Origin of the sequence: Chryseobacterium sp. SSA4.19 (assembly GCF_022601875.1) — a bacterium.
Classification (GTDB): Bacteria; Bacteroidota; Bacteroidia; order Flavobacteriales; family Weeksellaceae; genus Chryseobacterium.
In genome coordinates, this window is the sequence record NZ_JAKVIP010000014.1 from 33,135 (window position 1) to 59,168 (window position 26,034).

General features: G+C 37.5%; 18 protein-coding genes. 6 read left to right on the forward strand and 12 right to left on the reverse strand.

Translation table 11 applies throughout. The annotated features are described in order from the left end of the window. Positions 1-7 precede the first annotated feature (7 nt). Positions 8-2,158, reverse strand: a complete 2,151-nt coding sequence (locus tag MKJ01_RS11220; RefSeq protein ID WP_241614127.1) for an alkaline phosphatase PhoX — start codon at positions 2,156-2,158, stop codon at positions 8-10. Positions 2,159-2,543: 385 nt separating this feature from the next. Further along, positions 2,544-4,370 (reverse strand): cytochrome-c peroxidase, encoded by a 1,827-nt coding sequence (locus tag MKJ01_RS11225; protein ID WP_241614126.1) that lies wholly within the window; start codon positions 4,368-4,370, stop codon positions 2,544-2,546. Positions 4,371-4,671: 301 nt separating this feature from the next. Here MKJ01_RS11225 and MKJ01_RS11230 point away from each other — a divergent pair, with 301 nt between their 5' ends. The 3 genes from MKJ01_RS11230 to MKJ01_RS11240 all read left to right on the forward strand — a co-directional run bounded on the left by MKJ01_RS11230 (position 4,672) and on the right by MKJ01_RS11240 (position 6,954). Beyond that, positions 4,672-5,526, forward strand: coding sequence for a nucleoside phosphorylase (locus tag MKJ01_RS11230; protein ID WP_241614125.1), 855 nt, complete (start codon positions 4,672-4,674; stop codon positions 5,524-5,526). Positions 5,527-5,727: 201 nt separating this feature from the next. Further along, on the forward strand, positions 5,728-6,027 hold the full coding sequence (locus MKJ01_RS11235; protein ID WP_241614124.1) for a hypothetical protein: 300 nt from the start codon (positions 5,728-5,730) through the stop codon (positions 6,025-6,027). A 117-nt stretch (positions 6,028-6,144) separates the two neighbouring features. Then, a complete protein-coding gene (locus tag MKJ01_RS11240; protein WP_241614123.1) occupies positions 6,145-6,954 on the forward strand; it encodes an enoyl-ACP reductase in 810 nt (269 codons plus the stop codon). 149 nt (positions 6,955-7,103) lie between these two features. On the opposite strand, the gene MKJ01_RS11245 is transcribed toward MKJ01_RS11240, so the two are convergent. The 7 genes from MKJ01_RS11245 to MKJ01_RS11275 all read right to left on the reverse strand — a co-directional run bounded on the left by MKJ01_RS11245 (position 7,104) and on the right by MKJ01_RS11275 (position 18,776). Next, on the reverse strand, positions 7,104-8,543 hold the full coding sequence (locus tag MKJ01_RS11245) for a glycoside hydrolase family 30 beta sandwich domain-containing protein (RefSeq protein ID WP_241614122.1): 1,440 nt from the start codon (positions 8,541-8,543) through the stop codon (positions 7,104-7,106). A gap of 39 nt (positions 8,544-8,582) precedes the next feature. Beyond that, positions 8,583-9,386 (reverse strand): family 16 glycosylhydrolase, encoded by an 804-nt coding sequence (locus MKJ01_RS11250; protein ID WP_241614121.1) that lies wholly within the window; start codon positions 9,384-9,386, stop codon positions 8,583-8,585. Between the two features lie 350 nt (positions 9,387-9,736). Then, complete coding sequence (bglX, locus tag MKJ01_RS11255) at positions 9,737-11,959, reverse strand: beta-glucosidase BglX (RefSeq protein WP_241614120.1); 2,223 nt, start codon at positions 11,957-11,959, stop codon at positions 9,737-9,739. Positions 11,960-11,967: 8 nt separating this feature from the next. Continuing rightward, positions 11,968-13,428 (reverse strand): glycoside hydrolase family 30 beta sandwich domain-containing protein, encoded by a 1,461-nt coding sequence (locus tag MKJ01_RS11260; RefSeq protein WP_241614119.1) that lies wholly within the window; start codon positions 13,426-13,428, stop codon positions 11,968-11,970. Between the two features lie 8 nt (positions 13,429-13,436). Beyond that, a complete protein-coding gene (locus MKJ01_RS11265; RefSeq protein WP_241614118.1) occupies positions 13,437-14,285 on the reverse strand; it encodes a hypothetical protein in 849 nt (282 codons plus the stop codon). Positions 14,286-14,294: 9 nt separating this feature from the next. Next, complete coding sequence (locus MKJ01_RS11270) at positions 14,295-15,845, reverse strand: RagB/SusD family nutrient uptake outer membrane protein (RefSeq protein WP_241614117.1); 1,551 nt, start codon at positions 15,843-15,845, stop codon at positions 14,295-14,297. Positions 15,846-15,857: 12 nt separating this feature from the next. Then, positions 15,858-18,776: a TonB-dependent receptor gene (locus tag MKJ01_RS11275; RefSeq protein ID WP_241614116.1), complete on the reverse strand. Its 2,919-nt coding sequence runs from the start codon at positions 18,774-18,776 to the stop codon at positions 15,858-15,860. A 175-nt stretch (positions 18,777-18,951) separates the two neighbouring features. On the opposite strand from MKJ01_RS11275, the gene MKJ01_RS11280 reads away from it, so the two are divergent. The 3 genes from MKJ01_RS11280 (at position 18,952) to MKJ01_RS11290 (ending at position 22,253) form a co-directional block, all read left to right on the forward strand. Next, a complete protein-coding gene (locus tag MKJ01_RS11280) occupies positions 18,952-20,145 on the forward strand; it encodes a sugar MFS transporter (RefSeq protein WP_241614115.1) in 1,194 nt (397 codons plus the stop codon). 16 nt (positions 20,146-20,161) lie between these two features. After that, positions 20,162-20,950 carry an NUDIX domain-containing protein gene (locus tag MKJ01_RS11285; protein WP_241614114.1) on the forward strand — a complete coding sequence of 263 codons (789 nt, stop codon included), beginning with the start codon at positions 20,162-20,164 and terminating at the stop codon, positions 20,948-20,950. Positions 20,951-21,071: 121 nt separating this feature from the next. Further along, positions 21,072-22,253 carry an acyl-CoA dehydrogenase family protein gene (locus MKJ01_RS11290; protein ID WP_241614113.1) on the forward strand — a complete coding sequence of 394 codons (1,182 nt, stop codon included), beginning with the start codon at positions 21,072-21,074 and terminating at the stop codon, positions 22,251-22,253. 70 nt (positions 22,254-22,323) lie between these two features. On the opposite strand, the gene MKJ01_RS11295 is transcribed toward MKJ01_RS11290, so the two are convergent. From MKJ01_RS11295 to MKJ01_RS11305, 3 genes are read right to left on the reverse strand one after another with little or no spacing between them, the layout of a single operon-like run. After that, positions 22,324-25,017 (reverse strand): PD-(D/E)XK nuclease family protein, encoded by a 2,694-nt coding sequence (locus MKJ01_RS11295; protein ID WP_241614112.1) that lies wholly within the window; start codon positions 25,015-25,017, stop codon positions 22,324-22,326. Beyond that, positions 25,014-25,550, reverse strand: a complete 537-nt coding sequence (locus tag MKJ01_RS11300) for a hypothetical protein (protein ID WP_241614111.1) — start codon at positions 25,548-25,550, stop codon at positions 25,014-25,016. Before MKJ01_RS11300 ends, MKJ01_RS11295 begins: the two co-directional genes overlap by 4 nt. Positions 25,551-25,553: 3 nt before the next feature. Further along, positions 25,554-25,961 carry a hypothetical protein gene (locus MKJ01_RS11305; protein WP_241614110.1) on the reverse strand — a complete coding sequence of 136 codons (408 nt, stop codon included), beginning with the start codon at positions 25,959-25,961 and terminating at the stop codon, positions 25,554-25,556. Positions 25,962-26,034: the final 73 nt, after the last annotated feature.

Below are 26,034 nucleotides of genomic sequence, written 5' to 3' on the forward strand. Positions count from 1 at the left end.
TTAATGGTTATTTTTTCAAAAGTTTTACTGTCTGCTGGAATCCTCCGTCTGCTTCGATGTTTAAAATCAAAACTCTTGACGCTTCTAACTGTCTTGTAAAGTCAAGATCCAACACTTTGTTTGTTCCTGTATATTTCTGAGTGAATACAATTTTACCGTCAATGCTGTAGGCTGTTACCAAAATGTCTTTCAATCCTTTCGGAGAATTGATTTTCACAATTCCCGAAGTAGGATTCGGAGCTACCGTTACGGTATTTTCAGAATGAGTATCGATGGTACCTAAAGATCCTGTTGTCCCCAGGTTATTTTTAAGAGCCATAACCACCGTAGCAGATTTTCCTCTGTAATCAATCGTATTTCCTGTCGCATCAATATCTGTAGAAATCGTGGAATCCGGATGCTGAACGGAGAAGAACCCGAATTTATGATCCGGCGTAAAGGTAAGTCCGGTAGGCTCTGATCCTGCAGGCATGGAAGCAAACAGTTTCACCTTAGGATTGGCCTGTGTGTGATCCGGAGCAATTACCCAGATATAGTTTTTACCACCATCCTGAAGAACCCAAAGATTTCCGAGCTCATCAAACGTAAGGTTATCGTTTCCGTCTCCCCATGCTTCTGTTTTTGTACCTTGCGCCGTCTCAAAAGAATAGGTCGTTGTAAGGCCCCCTACGAAAGTTTCAACCTGAGAAGCCGTGGTTCCGTTATCCTGAAATCTGTATGTTTTATTCAATCCTTTTGCGGTAAAATAAACTTTACCGTCAATCGGGCTGATATCTACATCTTCAACCCCGTTAAAAGAAGTTCCGCCCAAAGACTGTGCTAATGAACCCGTATTATTCTGATCGGCTTTTGTCTTGTTAGGAACCTGAATCCAGGTTCCGGTGGTTGCTACCGGATCCCCGCCGCTTAATCCCTGATCTGCTTTCAGAACATATAGATTCCCTGATGAAAGATTACCCGGAGTATCCATTACATATTTATACACCATATTAGTTCCGCCATCTTCCCCGTAGTAGGCAATGGTTCCTGCATTATTAATCACTACATTTTCGTGGTTCATGATTCCCATCTGCCAAAGTTTCCCTTTAGATCCGTCAGCATTCTGAGAAATAACCTGAGCGGTTGCAGGATCAATTTCTACCAGCCATCCGTAATCCTTCATTCCGTCACCGTTCACATCATTGGAGGTTACCGATTCTTCGGCAGTCACTACAGTTCCCCAAGGCGTAATCCCTCCTGAACAGTTTCTGATTGTCTGAACAAGGCTCGGTGCTGAGAAACTTACCGCTCTTGATCTGGATAGCTGCCAAAGTTTAGTAACTGCATTGTAATTGATTTCAGCCATGGTCACACCTCCCGGATTGGTTTCATGGTTTACAGAAAGATATCCGTTGGTACTGCTTGAATTTTTCGCTACGTATGCTGTAAAGTCATTCTGGCCGCCCACTAATCCTCCGCCTTCTGTATAACTGTCCCCTTCTTTTAAAATCAGCTGGTATTTATGCTCAGCCGGAATAATCAGTTTATTGGTTTGCGCAGTCGGAACAATTGAGGTAAAGCAACTGATGTGATTAGCATTACAAGGAACCGGTGGGTTTGTAGTGGTTACTACCGTTTTAAGATACGCGTCAATTCTTAAATCAGAACTTTGAGAACCTCTGTTATGCAGTTCAATAGAAATTCTGTTGTTCCCGTTAACAAATTTAGATTTCGGAATCGAGAAAACATTATATACACTTTCTGCAGCCCCGTCAATGGTTGTGCTGGACAAAGTATTGAAGTCTATAGTTCCTGAAGGCATGTTGTCTCTTGCGATCTCTTCACCGTTAAGATAAACAACAATACCGTCGTCTCTCATTACTCCCAATTCCATAGAAGTGGAAAGGTCATTCAAATTAACGGTAAAATCCTTTGCAAAATAAGCTGTGATAAGACCTGTAGCCGTTGTAGTTGTTACCGGATCACCATAACCAAGCGGCCCATTTCCCTGCGACCAGGCAGAAACATTGTAGGCAGCATCTTTCCACTGAGCCGGCAAAGCCGTATTGCTGTCATTGTATTTCCATGAAGAATTTTTGTTAAAAACAAAAGTCTGGGCATTAAAAAACGAGCTTGTCATCAGTGCAAGCGCTGCCACGGTAAGTAATTTTCTTTTCATTTCAAATTTCGGTTTATTGAACGTTGCAAAGCTATTTTATTGTTGCAAACCCTCTATTAATAGGAGTTTAAATAATCCGGCACAAATATTAATTAATAGCGAACGGGATGTTAAGCAGGTGAATTTTATGTTAACTTAAACATTTCATCTAAATGAATTATTTAATACCATTTCTCATATTTCAGTTATTGAGTTTTACTTTTATACATCTGAATTTAAGAGAATATTTTTTAATTCTATTCTTGCAGATTTTCCAGATTGAGCAGATTTTTATTTTTATTGAAACTACCTGATTATAATCTGTGTAAGATTATCTCAAAAATAAAAAAGCCAGACAAGAAATCCCTTTGGCAGGCTTTATTTATTGTATAGGTAATTTATACTTTTATTTTCTACTGACATCGGTCAGTGAGTTGAGGAATGCAATAATCTGGCTGATCTCCGTTTTTGTCAGATTAAGCTTGTCCGGTGCCAGAGTCTGGTTTTTTACCGGCAGCCCAAGACCTTCTCCTCCGCCTTCGTTATAGAAATCCATTACTTCTTCCAGCGTGTTAAATGCTCCGTTGTGGAAATACGGTTTTGTTAATGCAATATTCCTTACTGTTACTGTTTTGAAAGAATTTTCGTAGATCCATGAATTTTCTTTTTTTACAGGGCTGTTTAGTCTTCCTTTATCAATATCCAGCTCAATTGGTTTTTGGTTAATTGGTTTTGCGGTAATCCCAAGCACTTCAGATTCATTTTCATTAAAAAATGGCGGAACCAGGCCTGAAAAATTGGGCGCGAAATGGCAGGTTGCGCAATTGGCTTTCCCCATGAATAAATTAAAACCTTTTTTTACATCTGATGAAATGTCTTTTTCATTGCGCATGAAGCGGTCAAAATCACTTTCGTAAGAATATAATGAAGCCACATAAGAACTCAGGGCTCTGGAGAAATTTTCTTTGCTGATTTTCCCATTTTTAAAAGCTTTTCCGAAAGCTTTTTTATATTCAGGTTTTGTTTTTAATTTCTTAATAATGCTTTCATAGCTGGTGTTGAACTCATCTTCATTATAAATAACATGCTCTGCCTGCTGTTCCAGGTAAAAAGCCCTCAGATCATAGAAAAATCTTTTAGCAAACACTGCATTATAGAGAGACGGGGAATTCCTTAATACGGTTCTACCCTCTACATTGCTAAGAGATTTGCTTTTTGCATCTGTAAAAGCATTTTCCGGCAAATGACAAGTTGCACAGCTCATTTTACCATTGTCACTGACTTCCTGGTCAAAAAATATCTTTTTTCCTAACTGTTTCAGGTTCGGGCTGTCATCTTCTTTTTTCAACAGTGTATAGAAATAAGGATCCAGAAAATCGCTGCTGAAAAAGTTCTTACTTCCTGCATTCCACCCTGAAAATTCTTTCAGGTCATCAGTATTTCCATCCCATGCCCCAAATTCCTCGTACAGAGGCTGGATATATTTTTTGTAAAACTCAATCCTGTCAAACGTTTCAAAATCCTTATTTTTTAATAAATAATTGATTGCCTCTGTTAAAATAACGTTCGCTTTCTGAATGTTATAATTTTTAAAATATGAATCATCATTTATGTATTTTTTCATTCCTGAAAAAGCGTGCATTGCTTCTTCGGAAATATTAAGCGAACCGGGTGTATCAAACCCCGTTACCCCAAGACTATATATTCTTATCAGCTCGATTCTTAACGGTAACGTTTTATTATTTCCTTTACTCAATCCGTTTTTAACGGTGCTTGAATAGAAACCCGCATAGCTGTTGTATAAAAAATCAGTAATTGTTTTGATTTCTTCTTTCTGATCTGCCGCTTCATCGGAAAATATCAGTTCATCCAACACCTGCAACCCTTCCGGAGGCAATGTATATGATGTTGTGCCTGCAGCTTCAATGTGAAATAGTGGTGCGGCATTAAGGTGTGTTTTTGTAAATTCAGGGTAATGATAGGCTACATAAAATTCTATTTCTTTAAAAGAATTTCTTGTATTTTTTAATGATTGCCTTAATTCATCAAGCGAAATTTTATCCTCTGAAAACCGATGGGCATCTGATTTTAACTGGTCCAGTTTATTTTTAAATTTCAATAGTCCTGTATTGATTACTGAATTCTCAGTTTCATAACCCTGATAAACCGGATTAAAAGACATCACCGCAAAACCTATCAGGAGAATAAGAGCCGCTAAAGGATAAAATTTCATTATAATTTTTGCGCAAAACTAATGATAGGTGCCGGTTCAGGTGTTACTAGAATTTTAAATCTGAGTTAAATTGTGTTTATATTGTACAACCATTTGATACTGGTGAATAAAAATTAGAGGATTTACCTAGATGTATTGTTTATGTAATCAGGGATAACATCCTCAGGTAATTTTTTTTTATTAATTTTAAATCCCGAAATTATATTCATGATCAATGGCCGGTTTCTTTTGGCTGTAGTTTTAAAAATGATGAGGCTTTTGGGGAAGAGTTTTAAAACAAATTAATTCAAATAAAAAACATATGCTTAATAAACTAGCGGCTTCAGAACTCGTTCTGAATGATGATGGAAGTGTTTACCATCTTAATCTGTTACCTGAAGATATTGCTGAAAAAATTATCCTTGTAGGAGATCCTGACCGTGTGGCTAAAGTTTCAGCTTATTTTGATACGGTTGAAATCAGGAAAAACAAAAGAGAATTCTACACGCACACCGGAACCTTGCGCGGTGAAAGAATTACTGTTATGTCAACGGGAATCGGTACCGAAAACATAGACATTGTGATGAATGAACTGGATGCACTAGTGAATATTGATCTTAAAAACAAAGAATTTAAAACCGAACATTCTGCCCTACAGCTTTTCAGAATGGGAACCTGCGGAAGTGTAAATCCTGAGGTTCAGGTAGACAACATGCTGGTTACACAGAATGTCGTTGGGCTGGACGGCCTTATGCACTTTTATCAGGATTATGCGTTTGAAAATGAATTTTCAAAAAACTTCATGGAAAAGTTTCCGTATCCTAAGATCAAACCAATGTTGTATTTTTCAGATTGGGCAGCAGAACTGGGTGATTTGTATAAAGATGCTAAGTACCATGGAAACACGGCTACTTTCCCCGGATTTTATGCGCCGCAGGGAAGACAGCTTCGTCTGAAGGCGGTGGATGATCAGTTTTTAGAAAAGCTAGACGATCTGGGCGTGACCAATTTTGAAATGGAAACTTCTGCAATTTATGCACTGTCTAAGCTGTTAGGGCACAAAGCCATTACCGTCAATAATGTAATCGCAAACAGAAGACGTGGCGAATTCTCGGCTGATCACTATAATTCAGAAAAGAAGCTCATCACTTGGGTGCTTGACAGAATCATTCATTAAGATCAATACCGGTGGCATTGTAAATTTTTGAAAAAATGTTAATCTGAATCTTATGGCTATTTTATAATTTCCGAAAACTGAATAATGAGTAATTAAATCTTCTAAAATAAATTATGAAAAATTTAACAATGTGATGAAAATTTAGGAATGGTTATTGTTTAATGATAATTATCAAAAAATAATTACACAAAATATCACATTATGAACAATTCAGATTATAACAAAGCAGAAAATGCAGTTGACAATGCAGAAAACTCATTAAAAAATACTGCTAATGATGCAAAATGGAAAGTTGAAGAATTAGCAGACAGAGCAAAAGACTACATCAACGAAAAAAGGAACAACGACCAGGAAGCACAACAGGAAGACTGGTTCGACCGGGTAAAAAACAACGTATCAGATACGTGGGAAAATATTAAGGATAAAGCAAATGATGCCTGGGAAAAAACGAAAGATGCATCAGAAGATGTGAAAGCAGAATGGAATAAGAAGACCAATTAAAATTTCAGTCATATAAATATTTCAAAAAACGGAGCCTTTTTTACAGAAGGCTCCGTTTTTTATTATGCCATCAACACAAATATTGCTACATTTGTATATTAATAAACATTAAAAATTATGTCATACGGTTTACTTAAAGGCAAAAAGGGGATTATTTTCGGGGCCCTTAATGAACAATCAATCGCATGGAAAGTTGCAGAGAGATGTCATGAAGAAGGTGCTGAATTTATCTTATCTAATGCTCCTATTGCATTAAGAATGGGAGAACTTAACGGTTTAGCAGAAAAAACAGATTCAGAAGTTATTGGAGCAGATGCTACTTCTCTTGAAGATCTTGAAAAACTTTTTGATGCTGCAGTTGCCAAGTTCGGTAAAATCGATTTTATTCTTCACTCTATAGGAATGTCCATCAATGTAAGAAAAGGAAAACATTATACAGAAATGAATTATGACTGGTTGGAAAAAGGTTGGGATATTTCCGCCGTTTCTTTCCATAAAGTGATGCGTGTAGCGTATGAAAAGGACTGTATGAATGAATGGGGAAGTATTTTGGCGCTTTCTTATATTGCAGCTCAGAGAACGTTCCCTGATTATAATGATATGTCCGATAATAAAGCGTATCTTGAAAGCATCGCCAGAACATTCGGAAACTACTGGGGTGAAAGAAAAGTACGTGTAAACACGGTTTCACAATCTCCTACGCCTACTACTGCCGGTAGCGGTGTAAAAGGTTTCGGAAGTTTCCTTGGATTTGCAGAGGATATGTCGCCGCTGGGGAATGCCACCGCTCTTGAGTGTGCGGATTACTGTGTGACACTTTTCTCTGACCTTACCAAAAAAGTGACCATGCAGAATCTTTTCCATGACGGAGGTTTCAGCAATACGGGAGTTACCCAGAAAGTGATCAGCAGATATGATGCTGAATAATATCAACTGATTCTTATTTTCAGATTATATGCCGAAACCATTTGTGTTTCGGCTTTTTTATGCATTATATTTTGGATAAAACTCAAATTAAACCGGCGGCACCTTTGGTGCCGCCGGTTCTAAAAAAATAATGTTAATATGAAGCTTTTTTATAAAATTACGGTTTGTATAGAATGTGCCGGTGCATTTAACTTTGCCGACATGCCTTCAATCCAGAGATTGGTATTGAAATCCTGATCCGAATCATTCATAATTACGGTCACCAACTGTCCGTTTTCATTCATAAATGTTGTTGAGTTCAAAGCTACGCGGTTTGACGAGCTTCCGATTCTTTGTGCATTGGGCTTGATGAATTTTGAAACATGTCCCACATAATAATATTCGTAGGTATAATGAACTTCGCCGGTTTTAGTATCTGCAATAATGGGTGCAAAACAGAAATTTCCAACGTGGTTCGGGCCACCGGTTTCATCTAAAAGAACGTTCCAGTCGGTCCATAAAGCGGTTCCCTTATTGAAATCATTGATCATATTTTTTCCATACAATTCACCTAAGCTGACATCATAAATTTTTGTCATATCAAACTGCTCTTTACACCCTTCGGTAAAAGCCAGGAACTTATCAGGAAATGCTCTTTGGGTTTCCAGCAGGTTATCAAAAAGCTGCGTTTTGTTATTCCAGGTTTCATACCAGTGATAGCCGATTCCCGCAGCATATTTTGATGCTTCCGGATTACCTAAGGTTGTGGTTGCTCTTTGGTAGATCAGGTCACGGTTGTGATCCCAGATCATGACTTTTTTATCTTTATAACCGTTTTTCCAAAGCGTGGGTCCAAGATTGTTTTTAAGAAAATCACCCTCTTCTTCTGCCGTATAAATACATGATTCCCAGGTTTGTGTTGCCATTGGTTCATTCTGGATCGTTAGTCCCCAGATATTGATTCCTCTTTTCTCATATTCCTTAATGAATTTTACATAGTAATCAGCCCAGGTCTGATAAAATGTATTTTCCAGTCTTCCGCCTTTCAGCATGCTTTTATTTGATTTCATCCAGGCCGGCGGGCTCCACGGTGAAAAATAAAAGGTAAAATGATTGCCGATTGCCTTTTGGGCTTCTTTGATCATGGGAATTTTATATTTTTCATCATGCGCTACATTAAAAGATGTCAACGAGGTATCATTGTCCTGAACATACGTGTAGGAATCACTTGAAAAATCACAGGAGTTCATATTGGTCCGGACCACTGTATATCCCAATCCGTTTTTCCCGTAATATGCCTCAATAATTTCTTTCTGTTTGTTCTTCGGAAGTTTATAAAAAGTTTCGGCGGAAGCATCGGTAATCGCCCCGCCAATCCCGATCAGCTTTTGATATTTAAAATCCGGATCCACAAAAATACAGGCGTCCGTTTCTTTCGGCTGTGCCATCTTTTCAAATTTTACAGTTCCTTTATCAACCATTTTTTCATTGGTTTTAGAACCTGTAAAAATCACCTTCGCTGTTTTGCCTGCATTTTTTTTCCAGTAATTCTGAGCATTGACATTAAGTGCCATCCCGACTGCAAAACAACTTACAATTAATTTATTCATCTTTTCTTTCTGTTTATTGGAGAGAAATTCCCCGCTTCATTATTTGTTCTGATATACTCTTACATAATCTATATAATATTTCTGAGGGAAAACAGTATCATCAATACCTTCTTTTCCTCCCCAGAATCCTCCGACGGCCAGGTTTAAAATAATAAAATACGGCTGGTCAAACGGCCATGCATCGTATGTTTTTTCTTTATTCACATACGTGAAGAACTTTTGATTATCTACGTAAATATCAATTCTTTCCGGTGTCCAGTCTGCTTTATACACATGAAATTTTTCGCTGGCATCTTTTACAAAGACCGTATCTGTGATCTGGGTATTGATTTTGTGATTATAATCTTTTGTATGGGCAGATGCATGGATATATCCCTGATTGTAGCCAACATGTTCCATGATATCCAGTTCACCGTCATTCGGCCAGGTTCTCATCTTTTCACTCATCATCCAGATGGCGGGCCATGTGCCACGGCCTTTCGGAAGCTTCGCGCGGACTTCTACCGTTCCGTACTGAAAGGAAAACTTTCCTTTGGTTAAAAGCCTTGCGGAAGTATATTTGCTCTCTTCCCACTTTTCTTTTCTGGCTTCAATAATAAGATTTCCTTTTTCCATTCTTGCATTTTCAAGCCGGTCTTTGGTATAGAACTGAGATTCTTCATTACCGAAACCGTGCCCTCCTACGTCATAATTCCATTTTGTAGCATCCGGTAATCCTTTCCCGTTAAATTCATCATTCCAGATCAGTTTTCTGTGAGAATCGGGCTTATTGGAAGCGCAACCTGCAACAGAAAAAAGTAAAGCTCCGCCGGCAAAAACGGTAATGATATTGTGAAATTTCATATTCGACGTTTTGAATTATTTAATATTATTTTTAAAGCAAAGTATAATATAAAACTTTTTAATCATTTATTTTGACTATAAAAGATTAATACACTAAATTGAGTTCGTTACCAAACGGTAAACAGGAACACATAAGCCCTGTCAAATCACAGTATTGAATTTCTTTAGCAACTTACTCTATAATCCCTTTATTTAATCTTTGCACCTATATTCTTTAGTGCTTTTTATTCTGAAGAAAGAAAGCCTTATTGATCGTCCAAAACTAATATTTAATAGTAAATGATTAAGTCTTTTACCGTCAAAAAGCGGGTTTCATCCCGCTCTTGATAAGTAAAAAAAGTATTAATTATTTATTTTGTCCAATTGATTCTTTTGGTCTGAACATGCTGAGAATCGGTTCCAACCATAATATCAAATTCACCAGCTTCCCATTCATAATTTAATCCGTCATCATAGAATTTCAGGTTTTCGGGAGTTAGTGCAAAGTTAACGGTTTTACTTTCCCCTTTTTTAATAAATATTTTTTGAAAACCTTTTAATTCCTTTATGGGCCGCACCACTTTTCCCACCAGGTCCCTGATGTACAACTGCACCACTTCTTCTCCGTCGTAGTTTCCTGTATTAGCAATATTTACACTGACTCTCAATGTTTGATTTCCTTTAAGATCTGACGAATTCAATTTAATATCAGAATACTTAAAATCCGTATAGCTTAAACCATAACCGAACGGAAATTTCGGATCATTGTCCAGATCAATATACGCAGAAACATAATTTCTGTCCGTATTGTTTTTCGCCGGCCGCCCTGTATTATAGTGATTGTAATATACCGGGATTTGACCTTCCACTCTTGGAAACGTCATCGGAAGTTTCCCGCTTGGATTCACTGTTCCGAAAAGAACATCCGCAATAGAGTTTCCTGCTTCCGTACCCAGCCACCAGGTATACATGATCGCCGGGATATTGTCGGCTGCCCAGTCGAATACCAAAGGTCTTCCTGCATTGATCATCAATACAATCGGTTTTCCGGTTTTGGCAACCTCTTTTAAAAGATCTTCCTGAACACCTGAAAAATGAATATTGCTTCTGCTTTTTGCTTCACCGCTCATCGCGTGCCCTTCACCCAATGTCATGATTACGACATCCGCTTTTTTTGCTGTTTCCACAGCTTCGTCAAACATCGATTTATCCTGGTCATCAACATTAGCTCCTTTTGCATATAGTAAAGTGGAGTTTTTATCCAGCTGATTTTTAATGCCGTCAAACTGTGTGATGATTCTTTGGCTGTCATCTTTAAAAGCTACCGACCAAAATCCGTGATTGGCTGTTGTTTCTTTTCCGAAAGGACCGATCAGCGCAACTGTTTTTACAGATTTTGAGAGTGGAAGAATATTTTTTTGATTTTTTAATAAGACAATACTTTTTGAACCGAATTCCCTTCCGAATTTCCTATTCTCCTGATTGTCGGCCTGTTCTTTCTGCCTTTTTTCGTTGCTGAACCGGTAAGGATCATCAAATAATCCCATTTCAAATTTTTTGACCAAGATTCTTCTTGCGGCATCATCAATTAATTTTGGATTAACTTTTCCTTCCTGAACCAATTTTGGAAGTTCAGCCATGTAAGCACGGCTTTCCATATCCATATCGCTTCCGGCAGAAATTGCTTTTTCAGCTGCTTCTTTATTGTCTTTTGCGTAGCCGTGAGGAACCATTTCACCGATACTTCCCCAGTCTGACACCACAAAACCCTTATAATTCCATTGTCCTTTTAACAGATCTCTTAGAATATATTTATTTGCTGTCGCAGGAATCCCGTTGATGTCATTAAAAGAGTTCATGAACGTAGCTACTCCTGCTTCTGCCGCTGCTTTAAACGGGGGCAGATAGGTTTCATTCAGTTGTCTTAAACTCATATCAACCGAATTGTAATCTCTTCCGCCAACGGCTGCTCCATAGGCTGCAAAATGCTTGGCGCAGGCCATGATCGCATCCAGATTTCCCAATCCTTTTCCCTGAAAACCCTTGATCCTTGCCAAACCGATCTGTGTTCCCAGATACGTGTCTTCGCCTGATCCTTCCATCACCCTTCCCCATCTTGGATCTCTGGCGATATCCACCATCGGTGCGAAAGTCCAGTGGATTCCATATGCTGAAGCCTCGGTTGCGGCAATTCTTTCTGATTTTTCAATCAGAGCCAGATCCCAGCTTGCCGCCTGCCCCAAGTTCACGGGGAATGTGGTCCTGTATCCATGAATAACATCCTGTCCAAACAGCAAAGGAATTTTTAATCTTGATTTTAAAGCCAGTTCCTGAAATTTCCTGGTTTCTGAAGCTCCGGCAACATTAAGCATAGAACCGACTTTTCCTTTTTTAATTTCATCTAGAACTGTTGCAGAATTGGAATTCTGAGGACCGGTAGCATATTCAAAACCGCTGTACTGAACTAATTGCCCTACCTTTTCTTCTAAGGTCATTTTAGACAGCAACTCAGAAACCTTCTGATCTATGGTTTTTTGTCCGTATGCATTCATTCCAAATGCTGATATGAGTAATAAAAATGAAATTTTCTTCATAATATATTTTAAAAAATATAAGTGGCTGTGGAAATTCCCGGCATCGTGACAGAAGCTGTTTTCTGATTATACTTAATAGTAAATGTTTTATCACCGGTATTGCTGTTCTGTACAATCAAAACCGTTTTCCCTGCAGGAGTTTTAAAAGCTACCGTTGAAAGGTTGTCGCCTTGTGTAGATGCTATTCTCTGGGAATTTGCCGGAACGAACTTTGAAGCATGGGCAATGATATAGTAGGCTACGTTTTTTTCATAACTTGATCCTCCCGTTATGGTAACCGCACCTTTACATTGGGTACACCCACCCGGTGTGTGAGGGCCGAATGATGCGTCATTGGCAACATTCCATTCCAAAGCGGTTCTGCTCCAATTTCTCATAGAACCGATAATAATATTTTTTACATGCCAGTCCAAATCTCCGGAAAAGTTACCGGTAGAGCTTGTCCATTGTTCGGTAAAATACACATTTTTATTAGGAAACAGATTGTGAACGGTACCCAATGCAGAAATCTCTCCCGCATATAGATGGAAAGCCGAGCCATCTACAAAAGGATTTGCTGCAGTATCATTTAAAATCGCTAAAGGATAAGCGGGATTATCACAATTGTGATCATAAGCAATAATCTTGGTATTGATATTGGCAGCCTGAAAAGCGGGTCCCAAGTGCGCTTTGATAAATGTTGCCTGATCTCCGGCTGTCATATACATACTTGGATTGTTTCCCGGGTGTAACGGCTCATTCTGAGGGGTAATGGCATCGATTTTAATTCCTTGAGCCTGCATCGCCTGAATATATTTAACAAAATATTGGGCATATACTCCATAGTATTCCGGTCTCAGGCTTCCTCCGATGCTGTTGCCGTTATCTTTCATCCAGACCGGAGCAGTCCATGGCGTTGCCAGGATTTTAATATTGGAGTTAATGGCTAAAATATCCTTTAACATCTGGATAACTGCCTGATCTTTTGTTACGCTGAATTGGGAAAGATTAGCATCAGTCTGCCCTGCAGGCAAATCATCGTAGGTAAAAACTTCACTGTTTAAATCTGAAGCTCCGATACTGATTCTTAAATAACTGATCCCGATTCCTGAACTGCTGAACAGGTCATTTAACAATTCCTGTTTTTTAGCGGCACCAAGCTGGTTAATAACCTGCACACTTCCACCCGTCAATGTATAGCCAAAACCATCTACCGTCTGAAATACCTTTGACGCATCTACTTCAATACTCGTACCCGAACCTGCGGCTCCGGAAAAATAAGCGGTATTCTGCTGCTGAAGTTTTATAGACTGGTCTCCTTTTGTCAACCATACCTGAACAGGATCTCCTGTTCCTACTCCGCCGCCATTTCCGGAATTATCATTATTTGACAGATCCGAAGACGTACTGCTGCAGTTTAAAAAAGAAAGAAGTGCTACACCGCAAAGTGCAGCACCTCTAAAGAAACTATATGAATATTGTGAAATCATATTGATAATTATTGTACACCACGTACCTCCACTTTATCAACTGTTAATCCTTTAACCGTTTTTCCTCCACATTTAATGGCGAGATAAACTGTACCGGTAGCTGTTGCTGTATAAATTCCCGTATTTTTGCTTCCACAACCTACTGCTGAAACTTTTCCACCAAACGCAGATTTACCACATCCATCCCAAGTATTAATATTTCTATAGACAGTTCCGCTAATATCATTTCCAGGAACCGGCATACTATTTAACACATATACTTCAAACCAGGTGTCCTCTAATGCTGTTTTAGATGAAGCAACTAAATCAATAGCGTATTTTTTACCATCCTCAACATTAAAAGTTGTATAAATTGCTTGCTGCTTACCTTCACTTGCTACAATGGTAGCAGATTTATTCGCAAAAACCCATTGAGCCATTGTAGGACTGATGGTATGAATCGACCATTTTGCAACTTCTTCCGGAGTATCAAATCTTCCTCCCTGTAATATATTTCCTGCAATGGGATCAGAATTGGGAACAATAACAGTGTGTTTGGCAGTACCACCAATCTGACCTCCGATTCCTACTGCATTATGCTCCAGAATATATGTTCCTGCATCAGGCAGAAAAATATCTATCTCATTTTTACCATTGACAAATCCGTCACCATCAATATTCCATTGTGAATTGATGAAGTTGTTATATGTTCTTTTCAAATGATATTTGTTTTCAGCAGTTTTAGTAACTGTAAAAGCTGCATCGACTGATGGTTGTATTAGTCCGTTGCCTTCATCGGTACTTTCTTGTGAACAGCTTGCAAAAAATAATATTGCTGAGCTTAGCACCAAAGTTTTATTAATATATTTCGTTATCATGTTTAATTTTTAGTATCCTGGGTTTTGTTTTAGTACTGTATTAGGAAGCTCATTAAAAGGAATTGGTAAGATTTCATTTTTTCCACTGTTAAATCCTTTAGATGCTAATTTCGAAGGGGCATCTCCCCATCTAACAAGATCAAACCATCTATGCCCTTCTCCGGCAAGTTCTCTTCTTCTTTCATCCTTAATTGCCTGTAAAGAAACCAGCACTGATGCTAATCCTACTCTTGCTCTTACAGCATCTAATAAAGCTTGTGCTCTTGCACCGTTTCCACCTAATGCTTCAGCTTCCATGAGATAGGTATCAGCTAATCGTATTGCGATGTAATTTTGTCTAAAGTTTAATTCAGCAGGTCCTGGCAATGAACTTTTCAGAGCATTTGTAGGTAAATATTTATTTAGAAAGTATCCAGTATCTGCATAAGCAGGACTATAAGAAATTTTACCGGCAGCTACCAATTGTTTTGCATTGAAAATCGTTACGTCTAACCTGGGGTCTCCTTGCATGAAGTTAAACAAATCATTCGTCACCGTATTAAATGCCCATCCTGAATATATATCAGGGGCATTGTTATTAGAAACATCTTTTAAAGAGTAAGATCTTGGGCCTACCATTACATTAATAGAATTTCCTTCATCTTTTCCTTGTCCCCAAAAACCCCAATCTGAATTTCCTTTATTGGTATGCATTACCTCTAAGATTGATTCTGTTGAAAATTTATATGGATCAGACGTTTCAGGTCCTACTTTGAATAAATCCGCATAATTTGCTACAAGTTTATATCCATATTGGCTGGTTCCCCCAGGAGTTCCATTTACTTCTGCGAATTGCGCTGCAGCCTCAGTCATCTTTTTATCATAAAGGTAAATTTTTCCCAATATAGCTCTTGCTGTACCCTGTGTTATTCTGCCTTTGTCATTTCCAGCCGAGGTTAACATCAAATCAGGAATCGCTGCTATCATATCACCTTCTATCTGCGTATAAACGTCACTCGGTTTTACTTGAGGAATATTCCAGTAATCATCATCAAATTTTATAGTTTTAAGAATTAGCGGAATATTACCGAACATTCTTACGAGTTCGAAATAATATAATGATCTGAGAACTTTAGCTTCTGCTGTATATCTTTTTTTTAATTGCTCACTCATCGTAGCTCCTGGAACTCTTTCTATTACGAGATTAGCGCGTGCAATCCCTTGATAATAATCTCTCCAATAACTTGCGGGGACTGTATTAGCATTAATGGTGTAATTATTTAAACCTTGAATTCCTGCTCCATCTCCAGAACTTCCGCCACCAGAGAAAAAGTCATCAGATCCTGCATTAAAAAAGGTAACTGTATTTTCAAAACCACCTGAATACTTTCTTAAAACATCATACACTGATACTAATGCACTGAAAGACTGCTGTTCATTTTTAAAATATAGATCCGTATTAAATGATCCAGAATTCTGTACATCATCTAAATATGCATCATTACAACTAATATTGCTAAAGCTTAGGCCTGTTAGAAATGCGATGGCAACGCCCTTATATAAATACTTTTTAGTTTTCATTTTCACTAATTTTTAAAATTGAATATTTGCTCCCAATAAGAATGTTCTTGCTTGTGGATAATAAGCTCTATCTACACCAATGATATCCTGCTCGGAATTATTTCTACCGGCAATTTCAGGATCATAACCAGTATATTTGGTAAATGTAAAGACATTTTCTCCCGTGATGTATAGTCTGACTTTATTCATTCCAAAACGATTTGTAACATCTTGAGGAATTGTATAGCCTATTTGAATAATTTTCAAACGGACATAATCTCCTTTTTGAAGATAATAATTAGACATCCATGAATAGTTATGATTAGGGTCATCTCTTGTAACTCTTGGATTATCATTTGTAGATCCTTCACCTGTCCAACGATCTAAAATTCTTGTTTGATAGTTGGCATTAAGTACATCCAATCTTCTTAAGCCCTGGAAAATTTTGTTTCCTGCTTGTCCTTGAGCAAACATCATGAAGTCAAAATTTTTATAATTCAAATTGACTGTTAGTCCAAAAGTATATTTCGGTATAGAACTACCTAAGTTCACCTTGTCATTGTCATCAATTTTACCATCGCCATTATTATCCTGCCAGATAAAATCTCCAGGTTTTGCATTTGGTAAGAGTAATTGTCCGTTTGAATTTCTGTAAGAATCAATCTGTGCTTGGTTTTGGAAAACACCACTGTAAGTTTGTCCGTAGAATGACCCGTATGGTTGCCCTACTGCTACTCTGGAGACTGCTCCCATAGTTTGGAAAGAGGCAAGATTGAAATAATCAATATCATCCTCTAATCTCAAAACTTTGTTCTTTATTGTAGCAAAATTTCCATTAACAGAGATACCGAAGTCATCCCAATTCTTTTTATAACCTAATTCAAGCTCTAAACCTGAGTTTTCCATGTCTCCTACATTCGACCAAGGTAAGTTAGGAACACCAATATAACCAGGGATATTAATCTGTCTTAAAATATCGGTTGTTTTCTTTTTATACCAGTCTACGGTAAATGTGAAATTGTTTAATAATTTAAAATCTGCAGCAATATTTAACTGGCTCGTTTCCTCCCATTTTAGGTTAGGGTTTTCTAATGTACTCGGGGCATAACCAATGATGATATTATTTCCCGAATTAGTATAATTACTTCCTGAAACCATGAAATTTGCAAATCTGAAATTTTCCATTTCATCATTTCCTAGAACCCCATACCCTCCTCTAAATTTTAGAGTATTGATGATTTTATTTTCTGGCCAGAAATTTTCTTTATTAACATTCCAGCCTAAAGACATAGATGGAAATGTTCCCCAATGTTGGTTTGTAGCAAATTTTGACGAACCATCTCTACGAATTGTTCCTGTAAACAAATATTTATCTGCATAGTCATAAATAATTCTACCGAAATAAGAAGCTTTACGAGTTTGAATGCCGTCCCAGCCAGTTGCAGTAATATCATCTTGCGGAATATTGAAGTTGAAAGATGCATCTTGCCAATTATCAATCGGTAAGTTACTATATGTTAAGCTTGTACCTCCTGAAATGTTATATCTGTAAACACCTTGTCCTGCTAAAATGCTTAAATTATGATCTCCGAACTTATTTTGATATGTTAAAGTATTTTCCATACTCCATTCAAATTTATTCTCTTCAACTTTATTTAAACTATTGAAACTGGTATTACTAAAGTTTGGACTCAAATAATATTTTGGAGAAAAAGAGCGACTACCCCAGTAAGATTTTTTACCATTTAAACTTGTTTTAAAAGTGAAATTTTTAAGAAATTTTAGTTCTGCAAAAACATTTCCGACAAAATCATCAGACCAATTGTGATTTCCTTGTTGTATATAACGGAAAGCACGGGGGTTTGTCATTTCATTGTTTACATATTGAGAAATGCCATAGGGGTTGCCATTTGGATCACGAATTATATATGGGTTAGTATATCCACTAGGATCTACCATAGACCAGTCTGTTACGACAACAGGGGTTGTTGGGTCTAGATTTACTGCAGAAGCCAACGGACCACCAAATTCTTCATTAGCACTAATGCCTTGAGACTTTACATGAGTGTATGCAAAAGTTTGTCCTAATGTTAAATAGTCAGTTACTTTATGTGTTGAGTTGAATCTGGCATTTATTCTTTTATAGTTCGAAATGTCACTCATAACGATACCAGATTGATCAAAATAACCAAAAGATGTGTAATACGTTGATTTTTCATTTCCTCCGGTAATACTTACTTCATGTGAACTTTTTTCACCCGTTCCAAAAATAGTGTCTTGCCAATCCGTTCCTTTTCCAAATGCCGACGGATTAGAGTATCTCGGAGCGCCACCATCATTTACAAATCCTTCGTTGATAATAGTTGCGTATTGAGTTGCGTTGAGGAGATCTAATTTTTTTGATGCATTTGAAAAACCATAAAAGCCATTATAGGAAAGATTTAATCTTCCTTTTTTCCCTTTTTTAGTTGTAACAAGAATCACTCCTTTAGCAGCAGAAACCCCATAGATAGCAGACGAAGCTCCATCCTTTAATACTTCTATACTTTCTATATCCGATTGATTAAGCCAGCCTATATTATCAACTACAATACCATCTACAACCCATAGCGGACTATTGCTTCCAGCTCCAAAACTAGTAATACCACGTACACGTACTGTTGCGGCAGCTCCTGGTTGGCCGGAATTTGTAACTACAGAAACCCCGGCTGCTCTACCTTGCAAAACTTGCTCTGGTTTACCTGCTGGAATATTTTCTATGTCACTCGCCTTAATACTTGCAATCGCTCCCGTCACGTTACTCTTCTTCTGGGTACCATAACCGATCATTACCACCTCCTCGATTTTGGTCTCTTTGGAGACGGTGTCATTCGTTCTGTTTTGGGCACTGAAATTCGCCGTAAAATAGAGCACGGCAACCACCCCTAAACTTCTAGATATTTTTACATTCATATACAGTTAGTTTTTTAATTCTCAAATTGAGACAATAAAAATATATTTTTTTTTAATTATTTAACATTATCTTAATAAATATTTTAATTTTTCCTTTATTTTTGGGACTTCAAAGGCATGTTTTTTTGTGCTTTTCATAAAAAATCATAACAAAAACAGAAAATTAATCCCCAAAATGATGGCCCAGACTGCCCGTATTGCTCTTTCGTTAAAACTTACTTTTCTTATTTTTTCTATGGTGCTGAACTGTATGGGCATTGTGATCCTGCAACTTTCGGAGACAAAAATCACTTATGAAAAGCTTGGTTTTCTGGAATCTTTTAAAGACCTTCCGATTGCTTTTATTTCACTTTTTGCCGTGAATTTCATAAGCAGATTCGGAACTAAAAAATCGTTGATTTTTGCTTTGTCGATTGTTGGGATCTGCTCTCTTATCTTACCTTTTGCAGAAGTATTCTGGTTTTACAAAGTATGGTTTGCTATTGTCGGGACCTGCTTTGCCATTGGTAAAATTTGTGTGTTCGGAATTATCAGAAATAATATTTCAGACGAGAAATCATTAGCCAAAACCATGAACAGTGTGGAAGCTTCTTTTATGATCGGGATTTTTGTTGTGAATACAGGTTTCGGTTGGCTGATTTCAAGTCATTTTTCGGAATTCTGGAAATTTGGGTTTTTATCTATTTCATTGTTGTCAGGGATTACAATTTTCCTTTTTTCCAGACTTTCAATTTCAGAATCTGTCGAAACCGAGAAAAATAATATAATTCAGGAACTTATAAAGCTGATTAATCCTTTAATGATGGTATTTTTGGTGATCATTTTTTCCATTGTTTTTATCGAGCAAAGTTTTAACTCGTGGCTGCCCTCTTTTTACAAGAATCATTTAAAAGTAAATTCATTTTTCGCTCTTCAGGCCTCCTCATTCATGGCGCTTTTTTCCTATGCCGGAAGAATTATTACCGCTAATGTGATTCACCGGTTTTCCTTATCAAAATATTATGTTTTGTGTATTTCAATGATTGTATTGGTACTAACAACGATTAGCGTAATACAGTTTTTCGGTACAGATGACAGCAGGATATTGCTGTTCCTGTTTCCTGTTACCGGATTTTTCCTTTCACCGCTCTATCCGATCATTAATTCAAAAATGATTGCTCAGGTCGACAAAAGCAGGGCTAATCTTTTCACTTCACTAATTGTCATTTTTTCATCTTTAGGCAGTTCCGTAAGTTCCATTATCATGTCGGTTTTATTCGGGAACCAAATGCTCGGCTATTATTCTATGTATATTTTATCGGCTGTTATCGTGCTGTTTGTCATTAGTTTAATTTATTTTAAGCTTGCTGATCCAAAATTTGGAAAATAATTTTATTTTTACCGGTATGAAAATCAAAAACGAAAAAAATAAGGAAACTCTTCAGGAACTCATTGATACAAAAGACTTTGTAGCACACGTATCGGTTGACTGCACCATATTTGGTTTTCATAATAATATCCTTAAAGTTTTGCTTTTAAAGTACCACGACCTGAATTTGTGGTCTCTTCCCGGCGGTTTTGTTTTTAATGATGAAGATCTTCGGGAAGCCGCTGCACGTGTTTTGTATGAAAGGACGCATCTTAAAGATATTTTCCTCAAGCAATTCCATACCTTCGGAAGGATTGACAGAACCGAAAATAATGTCCACCAGATCCTGCTGAACAACAAAGGGGTTGAAGTTCCTAAAGATCACTGGATTTTTCAACGGTTTATTACAGTCGGATACTGCAGCCTGATTGATTTTTCAATGGCCAATACATTTCCGGATGCTTTTAACGAAAGCTGTGAATGGTTTGAAGTGGATAAGCTTCCCAAAATGGCTTTTGATCACGACAGAATTATTGAAACCGGACTTGAATACTTACGAATGAATATTAATACGGAAGTAGCTGCAAGCAATCTTTTGCCGGAAAAATTCACCATGAAAGATTTACAGTCGCTTTATGAGACTATTTTAGGAGAAACATTCAGAAGGAATAATTTTCAGCGTAAAATATTAAGTCTCAATATCCTTGAAAGACTTGAAAAATTATATGACGGCTCTGCCAATAAAGCTCCGTATTTATATAAGTTTAAAAACAGAATCTATCATCCGGCCAACCAATACCCTATTTCCAACGAAGAAGAAAAGTAAGGCATTTCTTATTTTAACTAAAAATATAATGTAAATCCTTCAATATCAACTGATAAAAAGCATATAAAAAAAATTTTCCTGAACTCATGAAAAGTACTATTTTTAGGAAAATTAAATTACAATGTCATATTATCCTCTTACAAGCATCCCTGACTATTACGGCATCGATGCTTTACTTACCGAAGAACACAAGCTGATCCGTCAGTCTGTAAGAGACTGGGTAGAAAGTTTTGTGATGCCCCAGATTGATCAGGCTGCCCAAAATCACACGGATATTCCGGGACTGATGAAAGAATTGGGACAGATCGGTGCATTGGGCCCTTATATTCCGGTTGAGTACGGAGGTTCCGGCCTGGACCAGATTTCTTACGGCTTAATTATGCAGGAACTGGAAAGAGGTGATTCCGCAGTACGTTCTGCAGCTTCCGTACAAAGTTCTCTGGTAATGTTCCCAATCAATGAATTCGGTTCTGAAGAACAGAAAATGAAATACTTACCTAAACTTGCCGCCGGAGAGATGATCGGTTCTTTTGGATTGACAGAGCCTAATCACGGTTCGGATCCGGGATCAATGGAGACCAGTTTTAAAGATATGGGCGATCATTATCTGCTGAACGGTGCAAAAATGTGGATTACCAATTCCCCGCTTTGCGATATTGCAGTAGTGTGGGCAAAAAATGAAGAGGGAAAGGTGCAGGGACTGATTGTTGAAAGAGGGATGGAAGGCTTCACCACTCCTGAAACCCATAATAAATGGAGTTTAAGAGCTTCAAAAACAGGAGAACTGGTATTTAATAACGTTAAAGTTCCGAAAGAAAACCTGCTTCCGGGAGTTACAGGGCTAAAAGGGCCTTTATCCTGCCTGAATTCCGCGCGATACGGAATTTCCTGGGGAGTTATCGGTGCTGCCATAGACTGTTACTGTACAGCTGTTCAGTATTCCAAAGAAAGAAAACAATTCGGAAAACCGATCGGGTCTTATCAGCTGCAACAGAAAAAGCTGGCAGAATTTTTAACTGAGATTACTAAAGCTCAGTTGCTTTGTCTACAGTTAGGAAACCTGAAAAACGATCATAAAGCGACACCTGCGCAAATCTCAATGGCGAAAAGAAATAACGTGAAAATGGCTATTGATATCGCAAGGGAATCCCGACAAATCCTTGGAGGAATGGGTATTATGGGAGAATTCCCGATGATGAGGCATGCCGCTAACCTGGAATCCGTAATTACATACGAAGGAACGCATGATGTCCACCTGCTGATTACAGGGATGGATATTACCGGAATCAATGCTTTTAATTAAAATCTTATTTGAGTATAAAAAAAAACTAAAGAGCCTGAAATTTCAGGCTCTTTACTTAGATTATAAATCGTTAAGCAGAATAAGGCTTAAGTCTTTCAATAAAGTTAATCTGTGGATTCAGGATTTCTTCAATCAGGCTTTTAACCGATTTCATGGCCACATCAATATCTCCTTTCTCAAACTGAAGAGAAACGACTCCTTTTTTAGCTTCGGCAAAGCTCCAGATTCCGGTTTCTATAGGGAATCCCCAGAATTCCGGGAGGCTCTGAACAACGTATTGGTAGATGCATAGCTGTAATGCCTGCTTTCGGTCATTATTATGAAAATATTCGGTTATTTTTTCATCATCTATTTTAACCACCAGATTCTTTATTTTCGCTGTTTTATAATCAATAATTCTTAGTGTCCCATTAAGTTTGTCGATTCTGTCGATAAAGCCAAAGAAAGAAATTTTATCATTATCATCAAGATAGAAATCTACATGTTCAAAACGTTTCTCGATAGCAATGATTTCCAGTGCATTTCCGGTTTTTACTAAATCTAAATCATAATTCAGAATATTTCCGATTACCTTTTTTGCAATCGCCTTATGAATAAAGTTCATTCCTTTTTCATAAAATTCAGGCTGGTGTTTCAGCTTTTCAATGGCTGTTTCAATATATTGATCTATTGCTGCAATTGACTGCTTCAAATCATTTTCTTTTAGAACTTTACCTTTTAATACTTCATATACTTCTTGAAGGGTATAGTGTACCAGATTTCCGTAGTTTTTGACAGACAGTTCCTCTTCAATTTCATCACTTTCTGAAGTGTTCAGTATCTTGGAAAGATAAAAATCAATAGGATTATAAAGATAGCTTGTCAGGTGTGAAGCTGATACTTTCTCCTTCCACCGTTGCAGCCTTTCCATCACAACAGCTGTTTTGGAAATTTCGATAGGCTCTGTAATGATCGGTTCTGAGGTGTTCTCAATGATCAGATGTTCGATATTGTGGGAGCTCTCCATTTCAATCTGGGTGATAAACCTGCTTTTCTCACCTGTATTTACTCCGGAACTTAATGCATTGAACAGCAGGTGTACATTTTGGGAATCCTGAATCAGGCGGTAGAAATGATAGGCATAAATACTGTCATTTTCCAGAAAAGTATGAAGATTAAAAAATTTTCTGATGTCAAAAGGAATATACGTATTCTGGGAATTCCCTAGTGGAAGCTTACCTTCATTCACAGACAGCAGGATAACATTTTCAAAATTCAGAAGACGGGTTTCCAGAAGTCCCATCACCTGAAGTCCCTGCAAAGGTTCACCCTGAAAATCAATACTTTCAGAATTGATATGCTGATTAATTAAAATTTCAAGCGTTTCCATTCTGATCTCGAAATTATAAGGTGACAGCTGATTCTTAATCATCCTGAAGGCATTCTCAAAATGGGAAACATTTTCATATTGGATATCATCAATCTCCAGCCATTTGATCTGCTGGCAAAAAGCTATTAATGAATCCAGGTAATTATTGGTTGTCTCTGCCTTCTTAAGAAGATTATAATATGATAATTGGCCTAAAAGTTCATCCAAAAGTTTTTTTGAGATATAGACAATATTCCTCTGTTCTACATTTACCTTAAAATTATTGATAACCATCTCATCTTCCGGAGATTTCGGAAGCTCTTCAAGGATAGGAAAAACATCACGGTAATAATAGGAAGACCTGTTTTTCTCCAGTTGTTTCTGAAGATAAAAAAGCTGTTTGACAGCATTGGAAAAAGACAGGTTTTTCAAGGGAAACCCCATCGTAATATTCAGGTTCTGAACATCGTGCATGGCGTCAAGGCTTGCAGGAAGCAGGTTTTCATCCAGCAATACAACAGCGGTATTAGAATAGGTTTTATTCTCTATTTCTTTAAGAATTTCCGGTAGGATTTTGGTCTGGGTAATATTTCCTGACACTTCATAGATTTTGATATTTTTAGGCTGGTTAAAATCATCTTCGATCCACTGAAAAGTCCGTTCATCGGTAAATTCCTTCCAGGTTTTATGATTTCTTAAAAACTTGCCGGCTTCCTGCCTTTCATCATCAAAATAATAACGGTCCGCCTGAAAAAAACATTGTCCTTTATTCCACTGCAAAAGGCTTCGTACCAGCTTCTCTTCCACCGGAGTAAACGCATTAAAGCCACAAAAAATAAACTGCTGTTTTGTACTTTCAGCAAAATCGGCCATTTTCTTTCCAGCCTCTTCATGGATCATTCCGGAAGTCGCCCAGTTTTTTTCCTGCAGTCTTTTTTTCAGTACAGGAAGATAGATATTCATGTTTTTCCAGAAGGTAAGGAACTTTTTTCTCGCCGACTCGTCATCATCTCCCAGGTCCTGTGCCCATTCTTTAATTCTTTCTTCATCAAACATGTACTGAAGCACCGCTTCGTCATTGTCTGAGAATTTTAACATATCATCCCAGTCCTTCTGTAACGTCGGGAACCATTTCAGGAACTCGGAAAAGTCGTCATTAGGAATGAGATTCAGGCTTTTATAGACATCGAACGCAAACAACCATAACGAAATCCCGTGAATTTCCTGTTTGTCGGCAATACTACTGACCAGTTCCTCAATCGTATAAAAGTGAGGCAGAAAACCAGAATAATTATTTTCCTCTAAAATCCGCCGTATAAAAACGACAGGCCTTTTTCCGGGCAGAACGACATTAAACTCAGAAAGATCCGGGTTTTGGGCTAATAATTCGTGGATGATTTTATTGAGAAACTTCAAGACTTTCTGTAGCTTTTGTAATTTTCCAGCTCCTCAGCAATAATACGGTTATATTCCGCTTGCTTCTCTTCCACCATTCCGTTTTTGGTCTCCGCATCATAACGTTTCTGGAAATCCTGATAGTTCCTGAGAATACGATTATAAATGGACTTGAAAGATCTGTCAAAATCTGAAGACGTCTTTATTTTTTCCGAAATTTCTTTCCTGAGTTTGCGCGCGAAAACTTCTGCTGCGTCAAAGTGTTTCTGCTCGTGCAGCAGGACATAATCATTAATCCGTTTTACATCCTTCCACGATTGATTTTCATTGAAGACCGTTTCAACCTTGATTTTAATCGGGGCCTTCGGATTTGATGATTTTACATAAGAATAAGACCAGCCGCAGTTTGTATAAGCAACTACATTGGTACCTCTCTGATTATTCACTTTACTTTTAAAGTTATCCCAATTTAATTTCAATCCTTCCTGCCAATATATCTTCTGTCCAAATAAGATGTTGGACATCAGAATACACACAATAAAAATCCATTTCATTTGTTATTCAACTACAATTGTTTTGGTTATCCAGTTGCTGCCTCCGTTCCAGAATTTAAAAGTATAAATTCCGGTGTGCTGCGGACTGAAATTGATCTGTCCTGCTGCCGTATAGCTTTTCTGGGTACAGGGTCCGCTGGTAATATATTTGTAAGCAGTCACCGTTCTTAAGGTGCTGTCATTATAAACGTAATCATATCCGTAGAAACCTTCACATTGCGACGGATAAGTAGAATATGTTTTAATACGCTGAATACTGAACACATCCATTGTATCATTTACAATTTTTACACTATCAATTTTAATTTTATCAGTAGCTTCTATGGTCTGATAGTCGTCTTCATCATTACATGAAGTGAAAAATAATCCTAAAACCAGTGCAGAAAATCCAACAGTGAAAAAGTTTTTCATAGCTACAAAATTTGGTTATCAGTACACCTGAACATATAAAATAAACAGTTGATTCAATTGTATTAAAACAAGG